Source organism: Leucobacter sp. NPDC077196 (assembly GCF_040687075.1).
Classification (GTDB): domain Bacteria; phylum Actinomycetota; class Actinomycetes; order Actinomycetales; family Microbacteriaceae; genus Leucobacter.
Genome location: NZ_JBFBML010000005.1, coordinates 57,004 through 72,673, shown reverse-complemented (window position 1 = coordinate 72,673; position 15,670 = coordinate 57,004). Strand labels below are relative to the sequence as shown.

Below are 15,670 nucleotides of genomic sequence, written 5' to 3'. Positions count from 1 at the left end.
GCTCCTACACGTTCGCCTCGGCACCAGATTGAGAAGTGGAGTACCGACGCTTGCCCGCGTAACGGTCGCAAACCCTCGACAAGGTCGAACGCTTCAATCGCACGGCCACCCAAGTAGGCGCTCATGCCCGCACTTATGACCGCGACGCATTCAGGTCCCGCACGTACGACACCTGTCCGCATGCCTGCAATCGGCGCCGACCGCGTATTTGGCTCGGCGGGATCATCCCGTCAAACCATCTTCAAACCTTACGAGGACCTATAGGTGATTCAAGTCGCCAAATTACACACTGAACGCGGAGAAACCCGGGTCTCGACGATCACCAGAAAAATAACGAGAGTGGGTGCGCCGAAGGGTGTCGAACGAATTGGTCGTCAAAACGGCGATCTCGAAGTCTGCACTTACCCGATCACGCTCCATCCGGAAGCTCTCCGAAAGGGCGTCGGTTCGTCCGCTTGTGCCAGGAAATTCCTGAAGACTCCAATCGCCAGTGGGCCTATGGTATTCCACCAAAAATCCCGTCATGATAAGCCTCCCTCCAGTCTTGCTATTCTACGCAAATCATCTCTAAAACGCTCCAGCCGGTCTATCACCAACTGCTCTGACGATCGCAACGTCTGGAATCGCGCTTCGATCTGTGCGTCTTCACGACCGCGCGATGAAGGAGATGCGTTGGCCGTGAAAGTAGAGATAGGCCTGTGTCTACTCGCGTCATCATTCTGTAGTTCCGTAAGGAAGAGCTCATCGCGATGGACTTCAAGTTCAAGAATATTCTGTAGTGCGAGTCGTTGAAATTCGCGAACGAGGCGGGCAGCATCGGGGTCGTCCGGCATTCGACCGTATCGGATGTGCCTTCCGAAATGATCGGCGGCTTCCTCGTACAAATTCGCCCATGCTCCCTGAAGGTGCGTGCGCACCTGCACCTCCACCCGTTGCGGTAACCGCAACCAGACATGCACAGCGCGGTATCCCGAGTGCGGAGTCGAACGCAAATCGTGCAGCACCTCTCCAGGTTCAGCGCTGAAACGTCGAGCAATCGTTTCGGCGACGGCCTGCTGCTGAGTCAACGACATTTCTGCCTCGAACCGGACCCCGGCAATATCTTGAATATGCGAAAGCGGGGTGGCACGGTCCCTTTGCAGTTTTTCGCGAACGGTGTCAATGGTTTTTGCGCGTGACGTTACCTCAAACTCGCGGTGGCCGAGTAGATGGCGCCAGTCCAACGCATTGATCTGCTCCTGCACCTCTGCAGCGACCCCTGAATAATGGAGTCGTACCTGGTCATAGTCTGGGCCGATAGAAGGCGGAGGCCCGCCATCACGCAACCGCTCACCGAGACGCCGCAACTGTTTCCCACTCCACGGCGATCTATCCATAGCTCAACGCTACAGCGAAGGATTTTGCGGAAGCGCGATCGCCGCTAACCGAGCAGCGGCTTCTGCGCGGCGACCTGCGTTTCGTATTCGGCACGCGCGCGCTGCGTCGCCTCGAGCGTCGACACCTGCGGCACCGGCACGTCCCACCACCCGGCGCCGTCGGGTGCGTAGAGCAGCGGGTCGCTGTTGATGTGGATGAAGGTGGCGCGATCCGACGCCTTCGCCTGCGCGATGGCCTCCTCGAGCTCCGAGATCGCATCGGAAGTCGGCTCGACCTCGATGACGTCCATGCCGTAGCTCCGGGCATTCATTGCGAGGTCGACCGGCAGCACCTGCTCGCCCTGGAAGTTCTTGGCGGCGCCGTCGTACTCGCGGTACCAGGTGCCGAAGCGCTCCGACCCGACGGTCTCGGAGAGATGGCCGATCGAGGCGTAGCCGTGATTCTGAATGAGGATCACGATGACCTTGATGCCCTCGGCCACCGCTGTCACGAGCTCGCTGTTCAGCATCAGGTACGAACCGTCGCCGACCATGATGATCACGTCGCGGTCGTCGCCCGCGGCGACCAGGCCGCGCTTCGCGCCGATTCCGCCCGCGATCTCGTAGCCCATGCACGAGTACGCGTACTCGACGTGGTACCCGAGCGCGTCGCGCACGCGCCAGAGCTTGTGGAGGTCGCCCGGCAGCGATCCTGCCGCTTGCACGATCACGTCCTCCGGAGCACTCGAGCGCTGCACCGCTCCGATGATCTCCGGCTGGCCGGGCAGCTCCCGACCCGAGGGCGCGAACGCCTCGTCCACGAGGCCGTCCCACGCCGCTTTCTCCGCGGCGATGCGCTCGGCGTAGGCGGCGTCGACGCCGAGCTCCGCGGCAGAGCCCCCCTCGAGCGCTGCGAGCAGCTCGACGAGCGCCTCTCTGGCGTCGGCGATCACCGGGATCTGCGTGCCGTGCTTGTACGCGTCGAATGACGCCACGTTGATGTTGACGAAGCGCACGCCGGGGTGCTGGAACGCGGTGCGCGACGACGTCGTGAAATCGCTGTAGCGCGTGCCGATCCCGATGATGACATCGGCATCCGCAGCGAGGCGATTGGCCGCGAGGGTGCCGGTCGCCCCGACACCGCCCAGGTACTGCGGATGATCCCAGTCGAGCACGCCGCCGCCGGCCTGCGAGGAGCCGACGGGAATGCCGGTCGCCTCGACGAACGCGCGCAGCTGCTGCTCGGCGTCCGAGTACAGCACGCCTCCGCCCGCGACGATGAACGGGCGTTTCGCCTCGCGGATCGCTTCGAGCGCGACGGCGAACGCATCGCGCTCGGGGCGCGGACGGCGAATGCGCCACTCGCGCGGTTGCAGGAACTCCTCCGGAACATCGACGGCCTCCGCCTGCACGTCTTCGGGGAGCGCGATCGTCACGGCTCCGGTCTCGGCAGGATCGGTGAGCACGCGCATGGCGGCGAGCGCGATCGAGAACAGCTGCTCGGGGCGCTGCACCCGGTCGAAGAACTTGGAGACCGGGCGGAACGCGTCATTCACCGTCAGCCCGATGTCGTGCGGCTGCTCCAGCTGCTGCAGCACGGGGTCGGCGACGCGCGTCGCGAACGTGTCGCTCGGCAGCAGCAGCGCTGGCAGGCGGTTCGTCGTGGCGAGCGCCGCGCCCGTGAGCAGGTTCGTGGCGCCGGGGCCGACCGATGCAGCAGCGGCGTAGGTGCCGCGCCGACGGTGCATGCGGGCGTAGCCGACCGACTGGTGCACCATCGCTTGCTCGTTGCGAGCCTGGTAATAGGGCATGAGGTCGGGCTGCTCGACGTTGACCTGCTTGAGGGCCTGGCCGATCCCGGCGACATTGCCGTGCCCGAAGATGCCGAACGTTCCGGGAATGGTGCGCTCGCGGATCTCGGTTCCGTCGGCCGCGCGATCGACGGTCCACTGGTTCGCGAGGAACTCGATCAGTGCTTGACTCACGGTCATCCGTCGGGTCGTCATCGTGCCTGCTCCGTTTCGGTCACTGGGGTCTGCGGGGTGAAGGGAAGGCGCGCGTCGAGTTCCTGCCCCTCCCAGGTGTCGCGCACCCAGCCGTGCGCCGGGTCGTCGCTGATGAGCCAGGTGCGCTCTGGATCGGGGCCGGCCATCACGTTGAGGTAGTACATGTCGTACCCGGGGGCGGCGACGGCGGGCCCGTGGTAGCCGTGCGGCACGAGCGCGATGTCGCCGGTGCGCACCTGCGAGTCGATCTCGATGGGCCCGGCCGGTGAGGCGTACGTGCTGAACAGGCCGAACGCGCGCTCGGGATCGACGCCGGCGGGGGCGTCCTTCGTCGGCGCGACCTCGAAGTAGTAGATCTCCTCGAGCTCCGACTCGTGCCCCGGGATGTGCTCGTCGTGCTTGTGCGGCGGGTACGACGACCAGTTCTCGGCCGGAGTGATGACTTCGACGACGATGAACCGTGCCGCGTCGAGCGACTCCTTGCGGCCGAAGTTGTGCACCTGGCGGCTCGAAGCACCGGCGCCGCGCAGCTCGACCGGCACGTCCTCGACCGCCATGTAGCGGGAGGGGCGCACGAGGGCCGGGTCGTCCGCCGGCACCGGAGAGGTGGCGACGAGGAAGCGCGCTTCGCCCGATGGTGCCGAGGTCGCGGTGACCTCGGCCTCGGCGACCGCCGACAGGTAGAGCACGTCGGTCGGCCCGTCGAAGACGGAGGCGCGTCCGGCGAGATCGACCGTCGTCTCGGTGTCGGCATCGGCCCCGGCAGCAGTCGCGGCCGGCGCGCGGCCGTCTTCGCGGTATCGCACGGAGAACGCGCCGGAGAGGGGAACGATCAGTCGTTCGACGCCGCTCCCGTCGAGGGCGATGGACGCACCCTCGGCGAGCCGGGCCACCCGCACACCCGTGTGCTCCCAGCCGGGGATGCGCTCGTCGACGACGGACTCCCACCCTCCTTCGGCGAGCTCGCCGCGCCGATGGAACCATCGGCCGGCCGGTGCCGTCTGCTGCGCGTCGTGCGTCATGTCGCCCCTCCTCCGGTGCGTTCGATCAGTCGTTCTGGGGGAACCCGAGGTTGATGCCGCCGTGCGTGGCGGGATCGAGCCAACGGCTGGTGATGGCCTTCTCACGGGTGAAGAACTCGAAGCCCTGCACACCGTACGCCTTCGAGTCACCGAAGAGCGATGCCTTCCATCCACCGAACGAGTGATAGGCGACCGGCACGGGAATCGGCACGTTGATGCCGATCATGCCGACCTGGATCTCGTGCTGGAAGCGACGGGCCGCCCCGCCGTCGTTCGTGAAGATGGCGGTGCCGTTGCCGAATGCGCCCGAGTTGATGAGCTCGACGCCCTGCTCGAAGGTGTCGACGCGCACGATCTCGAGCACCGGCCCGAAGATCTCTTCGGTGTAGGCGCGGGAGGTGGTGGGCAGGTGGTCGATGAGCGTCGGCCCGACGAAGAACCCGTTCTCGTGCCCCTCGACCGCGAAGTTGCGACCGTCGACCACGATGGTCGCTCCGTCTTGCTCTGCGATGTCGATGTAGCCGGTGACCTTGTCGCGGTGGGCGTCGGTGATCAGCGGCCCCATGTCCGGCTCGGGGGTGGACGCGCCGTTGCCGATGCTGAGCTTCGCGATGCGCTCCGTGATCTTCTCGATGAGCGCGTCGGCGACGGGCTCGACCGCGAGCACGACCGAGATGGCCATGCAGCGCTCGCCTGCAGCACCGTACCCGGCGTTGATCGCCTGGTCGGCGACGAGGTCGAGGTCGGCATCGGGCAGCACGAGCATGTGGTTCTTCGCCCCGCCCAGGGCCTGCACGCGCTTGCCGTGCTTCGAGGCGGTCTCGTAGATGTACTGCGCGATCGGCGTCGACCCCACGAAGGAAATCGAGTTCACGCCCGGGTCCGTGAGCAGGCCGTCGACGGCGAGCTTGTCGCCGTTGAGCACCGTGAATACACCGTCGGGCAGACCGGCTTCCTGCCAGAGCTCGGCGAGCCAGAGTGCGGCCGAGGGATCCTTCTCGGAGGGCTTCACGATGACGGCGTTGCCCGCAGCGATGGCGACGGGGAAGAACCACATCGGCACCATGGCTGGGAAGTTGAACGGAGCGATGATGCCCGCGACACCGATCGGCTGCTTGATCGAATAGACATCGATGCCGGTCGACGCGTTCTCGGAGAACGCGCCCTTGATGAGGTGCGGGAACCCGGTGGCGAGCTCGACGACCTCCTGGCCCCGCAAGATCTCGCCCATCGCGTCCGAGACGACTTTGCCGTGCTCGCGGGTGATGATCTCAGCGAGCTCGCCCTTGCGGGCGTTCAGGAGCTCGCGGAACCGAAAGATGATCGTCTGACGCTTCGCCATGGAGAAGGCGCTCCAGGCCTCGAACCCGCGGTTCGCCGAGGCGATGGCGTCTGCGATCTCCGCCTCGTCGGCGAGCGCGACGTGCGCCTGCACCTCACCCGTCGCCGGGTTGAAGACGGGGGCTGTGCGGCCGCTGGTCGAGGCGCGGCGTGCGCCGTCGATCCAGTGCGGGATCACGGGGAGGGAATCAGTGCTCATTGCGGGTGTCCTTCGTGTCGTTCGTCAGAGCGTTCGGATGGGAGATCGCAGGCGGATCAGATGCGAAATCGATACGGGATCGCCAGGAGTCTAGGCGAGGCCCCGGTGCACGAGCCGTGCAGCGGTATCGACGGCCGCCTCCACGTCGCCGTCGTGCGGGTACAGCAGTCTGCGGCCAACCGTGAGACCTCGCACGCCGGGGAGCGCGAGTGCGTTCTCCCAAGATGCGAACGTCTCGTCTGGATCGCCGCCGTTATCGCCGCCGAGCAGCAGTGTCGGCATGGTCGTGGCCTCCATGACACGCTCCATTTCGGCCACTACGGGGAGCTTCATCCAGGTGTAAGCGCTCGAATTGCCGAGCCCCGAGGCGATGGCGGTCGAGAGGATCACGGCGTCGGCCGAGAGATCGTTGACGACCTTGTCGCCCGCGCGGCTGCTCATGAAGGGTTCGAGCATGATCGGCAACCCGGCAGCCGCAGCCGCGTCGACGGCGCGCGCTGTCGCCTGCAGCGTGGAGGCTGTGCCCGAATCGCTCAGGTCGACGCGGATAAGCGTCTTCGCGAAATCGAGGCCGTGCCGCACCATCGCATCGATGTCGTAGGCGGTGTAGCGATCGTCGAGTTCGAACGAGGCGCCGCGCAGCCCCCCGCGGTTCATCGATCCGACGACGATCTTGTCGTCGAGCAGACCGAGCGCTGCGAGATCGTCGATGATGTCTGGGGTGCCCAGCACGCCGTCGACGCCGGGGCGCGCGAGCGCGAGAGCCATGCGCTCGAGCAGGTCGTACCGGTTGGCCATGGCGGTGGCATGCCCGCCAACGGCGATGGCGCCCCGTGCCGGGTGATCCGCCGCCACGATGAAGAGTCTGCCGTCACCGGCGATGACATCGCGTCGACGGCGCTCGGCGAGTGCGCGGCCGATGCCCGCAGGGTCGGCGGCGCGCAGCTCGCGCAGTCGGTCGAAGTCGAGTGCCATTCTCAGGCTCCCTTCACGAGAAGTGCTTCGACCTCTGCGGCATCTGGCATGGCGGTGGAGCATTCGCGACGCGTGGCCACAATCGCACCGGCGACGTTGGCGAAGCGGAAGATGCGCTCGAGATCCCAGCCCTCGAGCAGCCCGTGGCAGAGCGCACCGCCGAAGGCGTCCCCTGAGCCGAGGCCGTTCACCACCTCGACGAAGTGCGGGGGCACCTCGACGCGCTCGTCCCGCGTCTTCGCGAGTACGCCCTTGGGGCCCTGCTTCACGATCGCAAGCTCGATGCCTCGCTCGAGCAGCGCGTCAGCCGCGCGGTCGGGCTCGGTCTCCCCCACCGCGACCTCGCATTCCTCGCGGTTGCCGACGGCGACGGTCGAGCTGCCGATCGCCGCGGCGACCTGCTCCGTCGCCTCCGCGGGGTCCGCCCAGAACATCGGGCGGTAGTCGAGGTCGAAGATCGTGTGCGCGGCGCCGGCGCGCGCGTCGAGCGCCGACAGGTGCGTCGCCCGGCTCGGCTCCTCGCTCAGCCCCGTGAGTGTGAACCACAGGATGCGTGCTTCGCGCACGGCCTCGAGGTCGAGATCATCGGTCGCGATCTGCAGGTCGGGCGCCTTCGGCTTGCGGTAGAAGTAGAGCGGAAAATCGTCTGGTGGGAAGATCTCGCAGAAGGTGACCGGGGTCGGGTACTGCGTATCGACCTTGACCTCGCGATTGTCGACGCCGAGCCGTTCGAGCTCCCGCAGCAGGTAACGGCCGAACGGGTCGTCACCGACGCGCGAGACGAGGGCGCTCGCCCTCCCGTACTTCGCTGCGGCCACCGCGACATTCGCCGCGCTTCCGCCGAGGTACTTGCCGAAGCTCGTGACATCTTCGAGGCCGACTCCGTCTTGCAACGGGTAGATGTCGACTCCGAGCCGACCCATCGCCAGTACGTCATCTCGACGCCGCAGTTCCGCCATTCGCAACTCGCCTTCTCGTGGTGGCGCAGGCGGGCCCCGTGCACCGCTGCATTTGTCCTAACAATAGCACGAACGCGTGCCGGAGCACGTATCTCAGTCGTGCGGGGGTAATGTTGTCATCACAAAGGGGTCGTTCACGGCTCCGCCGCCTTCGACCCGCGTGCCACCCCAGCGCCGAGGAGCACCGCACATGAGCATTGAACCCGTCTGGCCGAGCGAGCTCTTCGCCGATCTCGACCGCAATGGCCCCATCCCGCTGTACTTCCAGATCTCGACCCGCCTGGAACGAGCCATTCGCGACGGCATCATCCCGGCCGGATCACGTCTCGAGAACGAAATCGCGATCGGGCAGCATCTCGGGCTCTCGCGCCCCACCGTGCGACGCGCGATTCAGGAGCTCGTCGACAAGGGCCTGCTCGTGCGTCGCCGTGGCATCGGCACGCAAGTGGTGCAGGCGCGAGTGAGCCGCCCCGTCGAGCTCACGAGCCTGCAGGAGGACCTCGCCCGCGCCGGCCACCACCCCAGCACGAGAGTGTTGTCGCTCGACAAGATTCCCGCAGACGAGGAGGCAGCAGTGCGACTGCGCGTCGACGTCGGCACCGAGATCACGCGTATTCGCCGCCTGCGCAGTGCCGACGGCACCCCGATGGCGATCCTCGAGAACCTGCTCCCACCCGAATACGCCGATATCACCTTCGCCGACCTCGAGACGCACGGGCTCTACGAGATGCTGCGCGCCCGCGGCATCGCCATCAAGATCGCGAACCAGACGATCGGCGCGCGCCGCACTCACAGTGACGAGCACGAGCTGCTCGACGTCGCGAAGGGCAGCCCCGTGCTCACGATGGATCGCGTCGCGTTCGACCAGGGCGGCAGCGTGATCGAGGCCGGGCACCACTGCTACCGTCCAGACCTCTACTCGTTCGAGACCACGCTGGTCTCTCGCTAGCCCGCTCCGAGGCCCCGGCCGCGCGCGATGACGTCGCGGTACACCTCGACGAGCCGGTCGGCCGAGGCCTGCCAACTCCGCTGCACCGCGTGCGCCCGCGCCGCGTCTCCCATGCGCTTCAGGCGAACCGCGTCGGCGAGCATGTCGCGAATCGTCGCGGCCCAGACCTCGGGGTCGTCTCCCGTGACGAGCACGCCCGTCGTTCCCGCGACCACGGCCTCGCGGAGCCCGCCCGCATCTCGCGCGACCACGGGCACCCCCGACGCCGCAGCCTCGAGCGCGACGAGACCGAATGTCTCGGTGTGTGACGGCACGAGCATCAGGCTGGCCGAGCGAATGCGCTCCGCCAGTTCGCGCCGACGCAGCGCCCCCTCGAACGCGGTCGTGCTGAGCATGCCGTGCGCGACGACCGACTCGTGCAGTGCCCGGGCGTACGCATCACCGTCTGGCGGTGGCGCACCGACGATGCGCAGCGTCGGGCGTTCGTCGCGCGGCAGCCGGGCAATCGCGTCGATCGCGAGATCGAAACCCTTGAGCGGGTGCAATCGGCCGACGAGGATCACCTCGGGCCGCCCGCCTCCACGCAGCCAGTCGCGCTGCTCGTCGCACTCAGCGGTGTCGCAGGGGTGAAACAGCTCGGTGTCGACGCCGAGGGGCACCACGCGCACGCGATCCGGATCCCCCTTGAGCCGCGCCAGCACCGTCGCCCGTTCCGCCTCGCTCACCGCAATGATCAGGTCGGCTTCTGCCGCGAGGCGCGCTTCTCCTGCGAGACGCCCCGGCGACTCCGGGCGCTCCCCCTCGCCGATCGGCGACTCCACGGGCGCGGCGATCGAGTGGTAGCTCTGCACCAGTGGAATGCCGTGCTCACGCGCGACCGGAAGCGCCGCGATTCCCGAGAACCAGTGCTCGGCGTGCAGCACCTCGACGGGGTCGGCGGCGAGCTCGGCGCCCAGCAACCGGCCGAAGTCCTCCATCACCTGTTCATGCTCGCCTTTCGCCAGCAGACGAGGTGCACCGGCATCGAGCAGCACCACGGTGAGATTGTGCAGAAGCTCGACGCGCGAGGGCGTGTCGGCGTCGCTGCGCCTCGTGAAGATGCGCACTCGGTGACCGGATCGGGCGAGCGCCTCGGCTTGCGCGCGCACAACGACGTTCATGCCGCCGGCGTCCTTTGTGCCGGGCACGTCGAGCGGTGAAGTGTGCAGCATGACGAAGCCGATCGAACGTGCTGCGGTAGTCATACGTCGAGCGTAGTGCCAGGATCGAGCACTGCAGGCATCGGGCGCCGACCGCGCCGAAGGGCCCTCGACGCATGATACCCCTGGTGGGTATGCTCTATACGACCGCTCGCGAAGGAGACCCGATGACCGACCCGCACGAGAGCAGCGACGCCTGCGAACCCGAGTTCAGCATCGGCCACCCCGCTCGCCCCGGTGGGCGCGCCGGCGTTCGTGGGCAGCACACGCACGATCACGGTCTCCAGGGCGCCGCCTCCGGCACGGCGAAGCATCGGCGCAAGCTGATCGCCGTACTCGTGATCACCCTGACGGTCTTCGTCGTGCAGCTCATCGGCGCGTTCGTTTCGAACTCGCTCTCACTGCTCGCCGATGCCGGTCACATGCTCACCGACGCCACCGGAGTCGCGATCGCACTCATCGCCAGCGTGATCGCGGGGGTCGCCGCGACATCGAAGCGCACCTTCGGGTATCTGCGGATCGAGATCCTCGCCGCGCTCATCAACGGCATCGTGCTCGGAGTCATCGCGATCGTCATCCTCGTCCAGGCCATCGCTCGCTTCGGCACCGAGGTCGAGGTGCACTCCGTTCCGATGCTGGTCGCCGCTGTCATCGGAGCCATCGCCAACCTGATCTCCCTCCTCATTCTGCGATCCGGGCAGCGGGAGAGCCTGAACGTTCGGGGCGCCTATCTCGAAGTGCTCGGCGACCTGCTCGGATCGATCGCCGTCATCACCGCCGGCCTCATCATCCTCTTCACGGGCTGGAATGCGGTCGATCAGATCGCCTCGATCCTCATCGCCGTGCTCATCTTCCCCAGGGCTGTCAGCCTGCTGCGCGACGTCGTCGACGTGCTGCTCGAGGCCTCCCCCAAGAACGTCGACATCGATGCCGCGCGCGCTCACATGCAGGCGGTGCCCGGTGTCGAAGAGGTGCACGACGTGCACGCGTGGACCATCACGTCGGGCGTACCGGCCTTCTCAGCTCACGTCACCGTTACCGACGCGGCGTGGAGCGAGCGCGGGTATCACGCGATTCTCGATGAGGTGCGCGTATGCCTGCATGAGCACTTCGACACTGAGCACGTCACGCTCCAGTTGGAGCCTCGCAGCCATGGGGCCTCCGGCGAACGGGTGCACGCGTAGCCGGCGCCCCGATGCGAGGCGTGCGACCCCGCAGCGGTCGCACGCTAGAAACCCGTGACGCGAACGCTTCCTTTTGTCATAATGAGCGTTAGCTGTGTAAAGACGCAGAGCCCATGAGAAAGGGAAGCCGTTCATGACCGGCATTATCCGCAACGCCGGCGCCGAGGCCCTGGCGACTCTGCTGTTTGTCTTCTCCATCGTCGCCGCGATCAACAACGCGGGCGACTTCGCGCCCCTTGCCATCGGGTTCACCCTGATGGTGCTCATCTACGCAACCGGCCACCTCTCCGGCGCCCATCTGAACCCCGCGGTGTCGCTCGGCGCGCTCATCCGCGGCGCGCTCAGCGCAGGAGACTTCGTCGCGTACGTCGTCGCGCAGCTCGTCGGCGGGGTGCTCGGTGCGCTCCTCGCCGGGGCCATCTTCCCGACCGCCGGCGCTGCCGTAGAGATCGAAACCGGGCCGGCCTTCCTCGTCGAGGCGCTCTTCACCTTCATCCTCGTCTACGTAGTGCTCAACGTCGCGACCTCGAAGGACACCGAGGGCAACTCGTTCTACGGCCTCGCCATCGGCTCGGTCGTCGTCGTCGGCGCCTTCGTCGTCGGCCCGATTTCGGGCGGCGGATTCAACCCGGCGGTTGCGCTTGGTCTCGCCGCGCACGGCGATTTCGCGTGGTCGCACATCTGGCTCTACTTCGTGGCACCGCTCGTAGGCGGGGCGCTTGCCGCGTTCGCGTTCCGCGCGTTCAATCAGCACGACCTCGCGAAGGTCGACGCCTCAGCGCGGCGCTCTCCCGCCGCCCGGCGACTCAGTCGAGCAGCAGCGCGGGCTCCTCGAGCACCGAGGCGACGTCGGCCACGAATCGGGAGATCACATCGCCATCGACGATGCGGTGGTCGAACGATCCGCCGACGGTCGTCACCATGCGCGGCCGCACCTCGCCGTCGACGACCCACGGCTTCTGGCGAATCGTGCCCATCGCCATGATGCCGCACTCACCGGGGTTCAAGATCGGCGTACCGAAGTCCATGCCGAAGACCCCGATGTTGGTGATGGTGATCGTGCCGCGCGCCATGTCGCTCGGCTGCGTCCGGCCGTCTCGAGCGGTGATGGTCAGTCGCTCGATCGCCCGAGCGAGGTCGAGCAGGCTGAGATCCTGCGCGTCCTTGATGTTCGGCACGACGAGCCCGCGCGGCGTTGCGGCCGCGATGCCGAGGTTCACGAAGTTGTGACGAATGATCTCGGTATCGGTGAAGGTCGCGTTCACCTCGGGGCTGCGCCGCACCGCCCAGAGCATCGCCTTCGCGAAGATCAGCAGCGGAGAGACCTTGACGCCGGCGAAGTCCGTGGAGGCCTTCAGCCGCTTCACGAACTCCATCGTGCGAGTCGCATCGACGTCGGTGAAGACGCTCACGTGAGGGGCTTCGAACGCGCTTGTCACCATGGCCTGTGCCGTCATCTTGCGGATGCCCTTGAGCGGGATCCGCTCCTCCCGGGCCTCCGCGACCTCTGGCGTCGAGAGGTTGCGGAAGAGGCTGGCCTGCGATGCCTGGCGCACCACATCGTCGCGAAGCACCTCTCCGGCGATGCCGGAACCGGCGAGCTGGCTCAGATCGACACCCAGGTCCTTTGCGAGCTTCCGAATCGGCGGCTTCGCGATCACCGGCGAAGAATCGGCGACCGGAATCACGGCATGCGACCCATGCTGGGCCGCGGCTCCCGCACCACTGGGCGCGCTGCCAGCACCAGCACCCTCGGCTTCAGGCCGCAACAGCGGCTCTCCTCCGCGCCGACGGCGTGACTTCACCGCGCCACCGGTGCCGTAGCCGACGAGCACCGCTCCGGCCTCGCCGTCCTCGTGCGCCACACTGGCCGCGGTGTCGGCGACCACGTCGCGCGTCTCCTCGGTATCGAGCGGGCCGGTCGACGCTCGGGGATCCGACGCGACAGCTGCGTTGCCACCATTGCCCGCAGCGTCGTCATCGCCCGCAGACTCGACGGACACGCGCAGGATCGCCTGCCCCACGGGAACGGTCGTGCCGACCTCGACGAGCACCTCGGAGACAATGCCCGTAAACGGCGATGGCAACTCGACCAGCGACTTCGCGGTCTCGATCTCGCAGATCACCTGGTTCAGCGCAACCGTATCGCCGGCCGCGACATGCCAGGTGACGATTTCGGCTTCGGTGAGCCCCTCGCCGACGTCGGGGAGTGGGAACGTCATCTCGCTCATGGATTCTCCTGCTGTCAGTTCGGGGTCAGTAGTGCATCGTGCGGTCGACGGCCTCGAGCACACGGTCGGCGTCGGGCAGGAAGAGCGGCTCGATGGCTGCTGCGGGGAACGGCACGTCGTACCCCGAGACGCGCAGCACCGGCGCCTGCAGCGAATAGAACGCCCGCTCGGCGACTGTCGCTGCGATCTCACTGCCCACGCTCGCGTTGCCCGACGCCTCCTGCGCGACGACGAGGCGCCCCGTCTTGCGCACGGAGGCGAGCACGGGCTCGTAGTCGATGGGAGACACCGTGCGCAGATCGATCACTTCGAGGCTCGTCCCCTCTGATTGCGCGATCTCCGCAGCCTGCAGCAGCGTCGTCACCATCGCCCCGAAACCGACGACGGTGCAGTCGGTGCCGGTGCGGGCGATGCGGCTCTGATGCAGCGCTGAGGCGGCGGCGGCGGGATCGACCTCGCCCTTCTGCCAGTACTTCGCCTTGGGTTCGAAGAAGAGCACGGGATCGTTCGATGCGATCGCCTGCTGGATCATCCAGTACGCGTCGTTCGCGGTCGACGGGGCCACGACGCGCAGGCCAGCAGTGTGCGCGAAGTACGCCTCAGGGCTCTCCTCGTGGTGCTCGATCGAGTTGATGTGGCCGCCGTACGGAACACGGATCACGATCGGCATGTCGACCGTTCCGTCGTGCCGCGCGCGGATCTTCGCGAGCTGCGTGGTGATCTGGTTGAAGGCGGGGAAGATGAAGCCGTCGAACTGGATCTCAATGACGGGGCGGTATCCGCGCAGCGCGAGTCCGATCGCGCTGCCGACGATGCCGGCTTCGGCGAGCGGAGTGTCGAGCACGCGAGCTGACCCGAAGTCGGCCTGCAGCTTGTCGGTCACCCGGAACACGCCGCCGAGCGGGCCGATGTCTTCGCCCATCAGCAGCACGCGGTCGTTCTCGACCATCGCGGTGCGCAGACCCTCGTTGATCGCCTTCGCGATGGGCAGCGTGGTGCGCTCTGCGAGCGTCTGTACCTCGGTCACTCGGCGCCTCCCTCGAACGACGATTCATACTCGGCGAACCACGCGCGCTGCTCGTCGATGCGCGGGTGCGGCTCGGCGTACACGTGGGCGAACATCGACTCGGGGTGCGGCGTGGGCAGTGTCAAGATCTGATCGCGCACGACCTTCGCCTGCCGATCGGCAAACTGCGCGACCTCGGCGAAGTACGCGTCGTCGACGCCGAGCTCGCGCAGGTACGCCTCGAGGCGAGCGATCGGATCGCGCAGCTGCCACGATTCAAGCTCGCCCTCGGGGCGGTAGCGCGTGGGGTCATCGGCGGTCGTGTGCGCGCCGATGCGGTACGTGAGCGCCTCGATGTAACCGGGCCCCTGTCCCTCGCGGGCGAGCCGCAGGAAGCGGCGCCCCACGGCGAAGGCAGCGAGTGGATCGTTGCCATCGATCTGCACCGCGCGGATGCCGAAACCGAGCGCGCGACGGTAGAGCGGCGTGCGCGATTGCCGGGCCACCGGCACCGAGATCGCCCAGCCGTTGTTCTGCACCACGAAGACCTCTGGCGTCTGGTAGCTCGCCGCGAAGATCATCGCCTCATTGGGGTCGCCCTGGCTGGAGGTGCCATCGCCGTAGAAGACCATGGTGGCCTCGCCGGTTGCTGTGCCCGCCTCTCCGGCATCGAGCGAGGTGTCGCCCGTGCGGCGCTTCGCATCGAGCACCTGAGCGAGCGCGTGCCCGGTGGCGTGCTGGGTCTGCGAACCGAGTACCAGGGTGTAGAGGTGCACGTTGCCGTTGGCGGGGTCGGTGATATCCCACCCGCCGTGCGTCACGCCGCGGAACTGCGCCGCGATGTCGAGCAGGTCGACGCCCCGCACATGTGCCACAAGGTGCTCGCGATATGCGGGGAACACGTGATCCTGCGGCTCGGTGGCGCGCACGAGCCCGACCTGGCATCCCTCCTGCCCGACGCTGGGGACCCACAGCGCGAGCTGCCCCTGGCGTTGCAGGTGGGTGCACTCCGTGTCGAAGGCACGCGTCGACACCATGTCGCGGTACCACTGCTTGAAGTCTTCGACGCCCACGCCCTCGAGCTCGGCCGCGTAATCGGCGGCGGAGTCAGACGGCGCGTACCCGCCCTCCGCATCCAGGAAGCGGATCGGCTCGGGATCGTCGCCGCACAGCAGGCGCTCTGTGATCTGTTCGCTCATCTCGATTCAGTGTAATGAGTGGTGCTGCATGCGGGGGGATATACC

At 67.1% G+C, this 15,670-nt stretch carries 12 protein-coding genes and 1 pseudogene; 3 read left to right on the top strand and 10 right to left on the bottom strand.

Annotated elements, in window-relative coordinates:
• Nucleotides 1-521: 521 nt before the first annotated feature.
• From AB0O71_RS07135 to iolC, 6 genes are all read right to left on the bottom strand, one after another.
• Nucleotides 522-1,244: a hypothetical protein gene (locus tag AB0O71_RS07135; RefSeq protein ID WP_363743678.1), complete on the bottom strand. Its 723-nt coding sequence runs from the start codon at nucleotides 1,242-1,244 to the stop codon at nucleotides 522-524.
• Between the two features lie 176 nt (nucleotides 1,245-1,420).
• Nucleotides 1,421-3,361 (bottom strand): 3D-(3,5/4)-trihydroxycyclohexane-1,2-dione acylhydrolase (decyclizing), encoded by a 1,941-nt coding sequence (gene iolD, locus AB0O71_RS07130; protein ID WP_363743676.1) that lies wholly within the window; start codon nucleotides 3,359-3,361, stop codon nucleotides 1,421-1,423.
• A complete protein-coding gene (iolB, locus tag AB0O71_RS07125) occupies nucleotides 3,358-4,383 on the bottom strand; it encodes a 5-deoxy-glucuronate isomerase (RefSeq protein WP_200330737.1) in 1,026 nt (341 codons plus the stop codon). Before iolB ends, iolD begins: the two co-directional genes overlap by 4 nt.
• A 25-nt stretch (nucleotides 4,384-4,408) precedes the next feature.
• The gene (locus tag AB0O71_RS07120; protein WP_363743673.1) at nucleotides 4,409-5,923 is read right to left on the bottom strand and encodes a CoA-acylating methylmalonate-semialdehyde dehydrogenase; all 1,515 of its coding nucleotides are present in this window, start codon (nucleotides 5,921-5,923) and stop codon (nucleotides 4,409-4,411) included.
• A gap of 90 nt (nucleotides 5,924-6,013) precedes the next feature.
• Nucleotides 6,014-6,898, bottom strand: coding sequence for a deoxyribose-phosphate aldolase (locus tag AB0O71_RS07115; RefSeq protein ID WP_363743671.1), 885 nt, complete (start codon nucleotides 6,896-6,898; stop codon nucleotides 6,014-6,016).
• A gap of 2 nt (nucleotides 6,899-6,900) precedes the next feature.
• Nucleotides 6,901-7,857 (bottom strand): 5-dehydro-2-deoxygluconokinase, encoded by a 957-nt coding sequence (gene iolC / locus AB0O71_RS07110; RefSeq protein ID WP_363743669.1) that lies wholly within the window; start codon nucleotides 7,855-7,857, stop codon nucleotides 6,901-6,903.
• A gap of 190 nt (nucleotides 7,858-8,047) precedes the next feature.
• Between iolC and AB0O71_RS07105 the strand changes: the two genes are divergently transcribed.
• The gene (locus AB0O71_RS07105) at nucleotides 8,048-8,806 is read left to right on the top strand and encodes a GntR family transcriptional regulator (RefSeq protein ID WP_363743667.1); all 759 of its coding nucleotides are present in this window, start codon (nucleotides 8,048-8,050) and stop codon (nucleotides 8,804-8,806) included.
• Here AB0O71_RS07105 and AB0O71_RS07100 read toward each other — a convergent pair.
• Entirely contained in the window at nucleotides 8,803-10,050 is a 1,248-nt protein-coding gene (locus tag AB0O71_RS07100) for a glycosyltransferase (protein WP_363743665.1), read from the bottom strand. The genes AB0O71_RS07105 and AB0O71_RS07100 overlap by 4 nt on opposite strands.
• Before the next feature lie 122 nt (nucleotides 10,051-10,172).
• Between AB0O71_RS07100 and AB0O71_RS07095 the strand changes: the two genes are divergently transcribed.
• Nucleotides 10,173-11,189 carry a cation diffusion facilitator family transporter gene (locus AB0O71_RS07095; protein ID WP_363743663.1) on the top strand — a complete coding sequence of 339 codons (1,017 nt, stop codon included), beginning with the start codon at nucleotides 10,173-10,175 and terminating at the stop codon, nucleotides 11,187-11,189.
• Nucleotides 11,190-11,322: 133 nt separating this feature from the next.
• Nucleotides 11,323-11,913, top strand: a pseudogene (locus tag AB0O71_RS07090) (aquaporin); the annotation flags it as partial.
• Between the two features lie 82 nt (nucleotides 11,914-11,995).
• On the opposite strand, the gene AB0O71_RS07085 reads toward AB0O71_RS07090, so the two are convergent.
• The 3 genes from AB0O71_RS07085 to AB0O71_RS07075 are packed head-to-tail and all read right to left on the bottom strand — an operon-like array spanning nucleotide 11,996 to nucleotide 15,625.
• Nucleotides 11,996-13,420, bottom strand: coding sequence for a dihydrolipoamide acetyltransferase family protein (locus AB0O71_RS07085; protein WP_363743661.1), 1,425 nt, complete (start codon nucleotides 13,418-13,420; stop codon nucleotides 11,996-11,998).
• 25 nt (nucleotides 13,421-13,445) lie between these two features.
• Nucleotides 13,446-14,447, bottom strand: coding sequence for an alpha-ketoacid dehydrogenase subunit beta (locus AB0O71_RS07080; protein ID WP_363743659.1), 1,002 nt, complete (start codon nucleotides 14,445-14,447; stop codon nucleotides 13,446-13,448).
• Entirely contained in the window at nucleotides 14,444-15,625 is a 1,182-nt protein-coding gene (locus tag AB0O71_RS07075) for a thiamine pyrophosphate-dependent enzyme (protein ID WP_363743657.1), read from the bottom strand. Before AB0O71_RS07075 ends, AB0O71_RS07080 begins: the two co-directional genes overlap by 4 nt.
• Between the last annotated feature and the right edge of the window lie 45 nt (nucleotides 15,626-15,670).

Coding starts and splice junctions, on each gene's coding strand:
- AB0O71_RS07115 (WP_363743671.1), bottom strand. CDS start 6,898: ATGGCACTCGACTTCGACCGACTGCGCGAGCTGCGCGCCGCCGACCCT.
- iolB (WP_200330737.1), bottom strand. CDS start 4,383: ATGACGCACGACGCGCAGCAGACGGCACCGGCCGGCCGATGGTTCCAT.
- iolD (WP_363743676.1), bottom strand. CDS start 3,361: ATGACGACCCGACGGATGACCGTGAGTCAAGCACTGATCGAGTTCCTC.
- AB0O71_RS07105 (WP_363743667.1), top strand. CDS start 8,048: ATGAGCATTGAACCCGTCTGGCCGAGCGAGCTCTTCGCCGATCTCGAC.
- AB0O71_RS07120 (WP_363743673.1), bottom strand. CDS start 5,923: ATGAGCACTGATTCCCTCCCCGTGATCCCGCACTGGATCGACGGCGCA.
- AB0O71_RS07095 (WP_363743663.1), top strand. CDS start 10,173: ATGACCGACCCGCACGAGAGCAGCGACGCCTGCGAACCCGAGTTCAGC.
- AB0O71_RS07075 (WP_363743657.1), bottom strand. CDS start 15,625: ATGAGCGAACAGATCACAGAGCGCCTGCTGTGCGGCGACGATCCCGAG.
- iolC (WP_363743669.1), bottom strand. CDS start 7,857: ATGGCGGAACTGCGGCGTCGAGATGACGTACTGGCGATGGGTCGGCTC.
- AB0O71_RS07100 (WP_363743665.1), bottom strand. CDS start 10,050: ATGACTACCGCAGCACGTTCGATCGGCTTCGTCATGCTGCACACTTCA.
- AB0O71_RS07085 (WP_363743661.1), bottom strand. CDS start 13,420: ATGAGCGAGATGACGTTCCCACTCCCCGACGTCGGCGAGGGGCTCACC.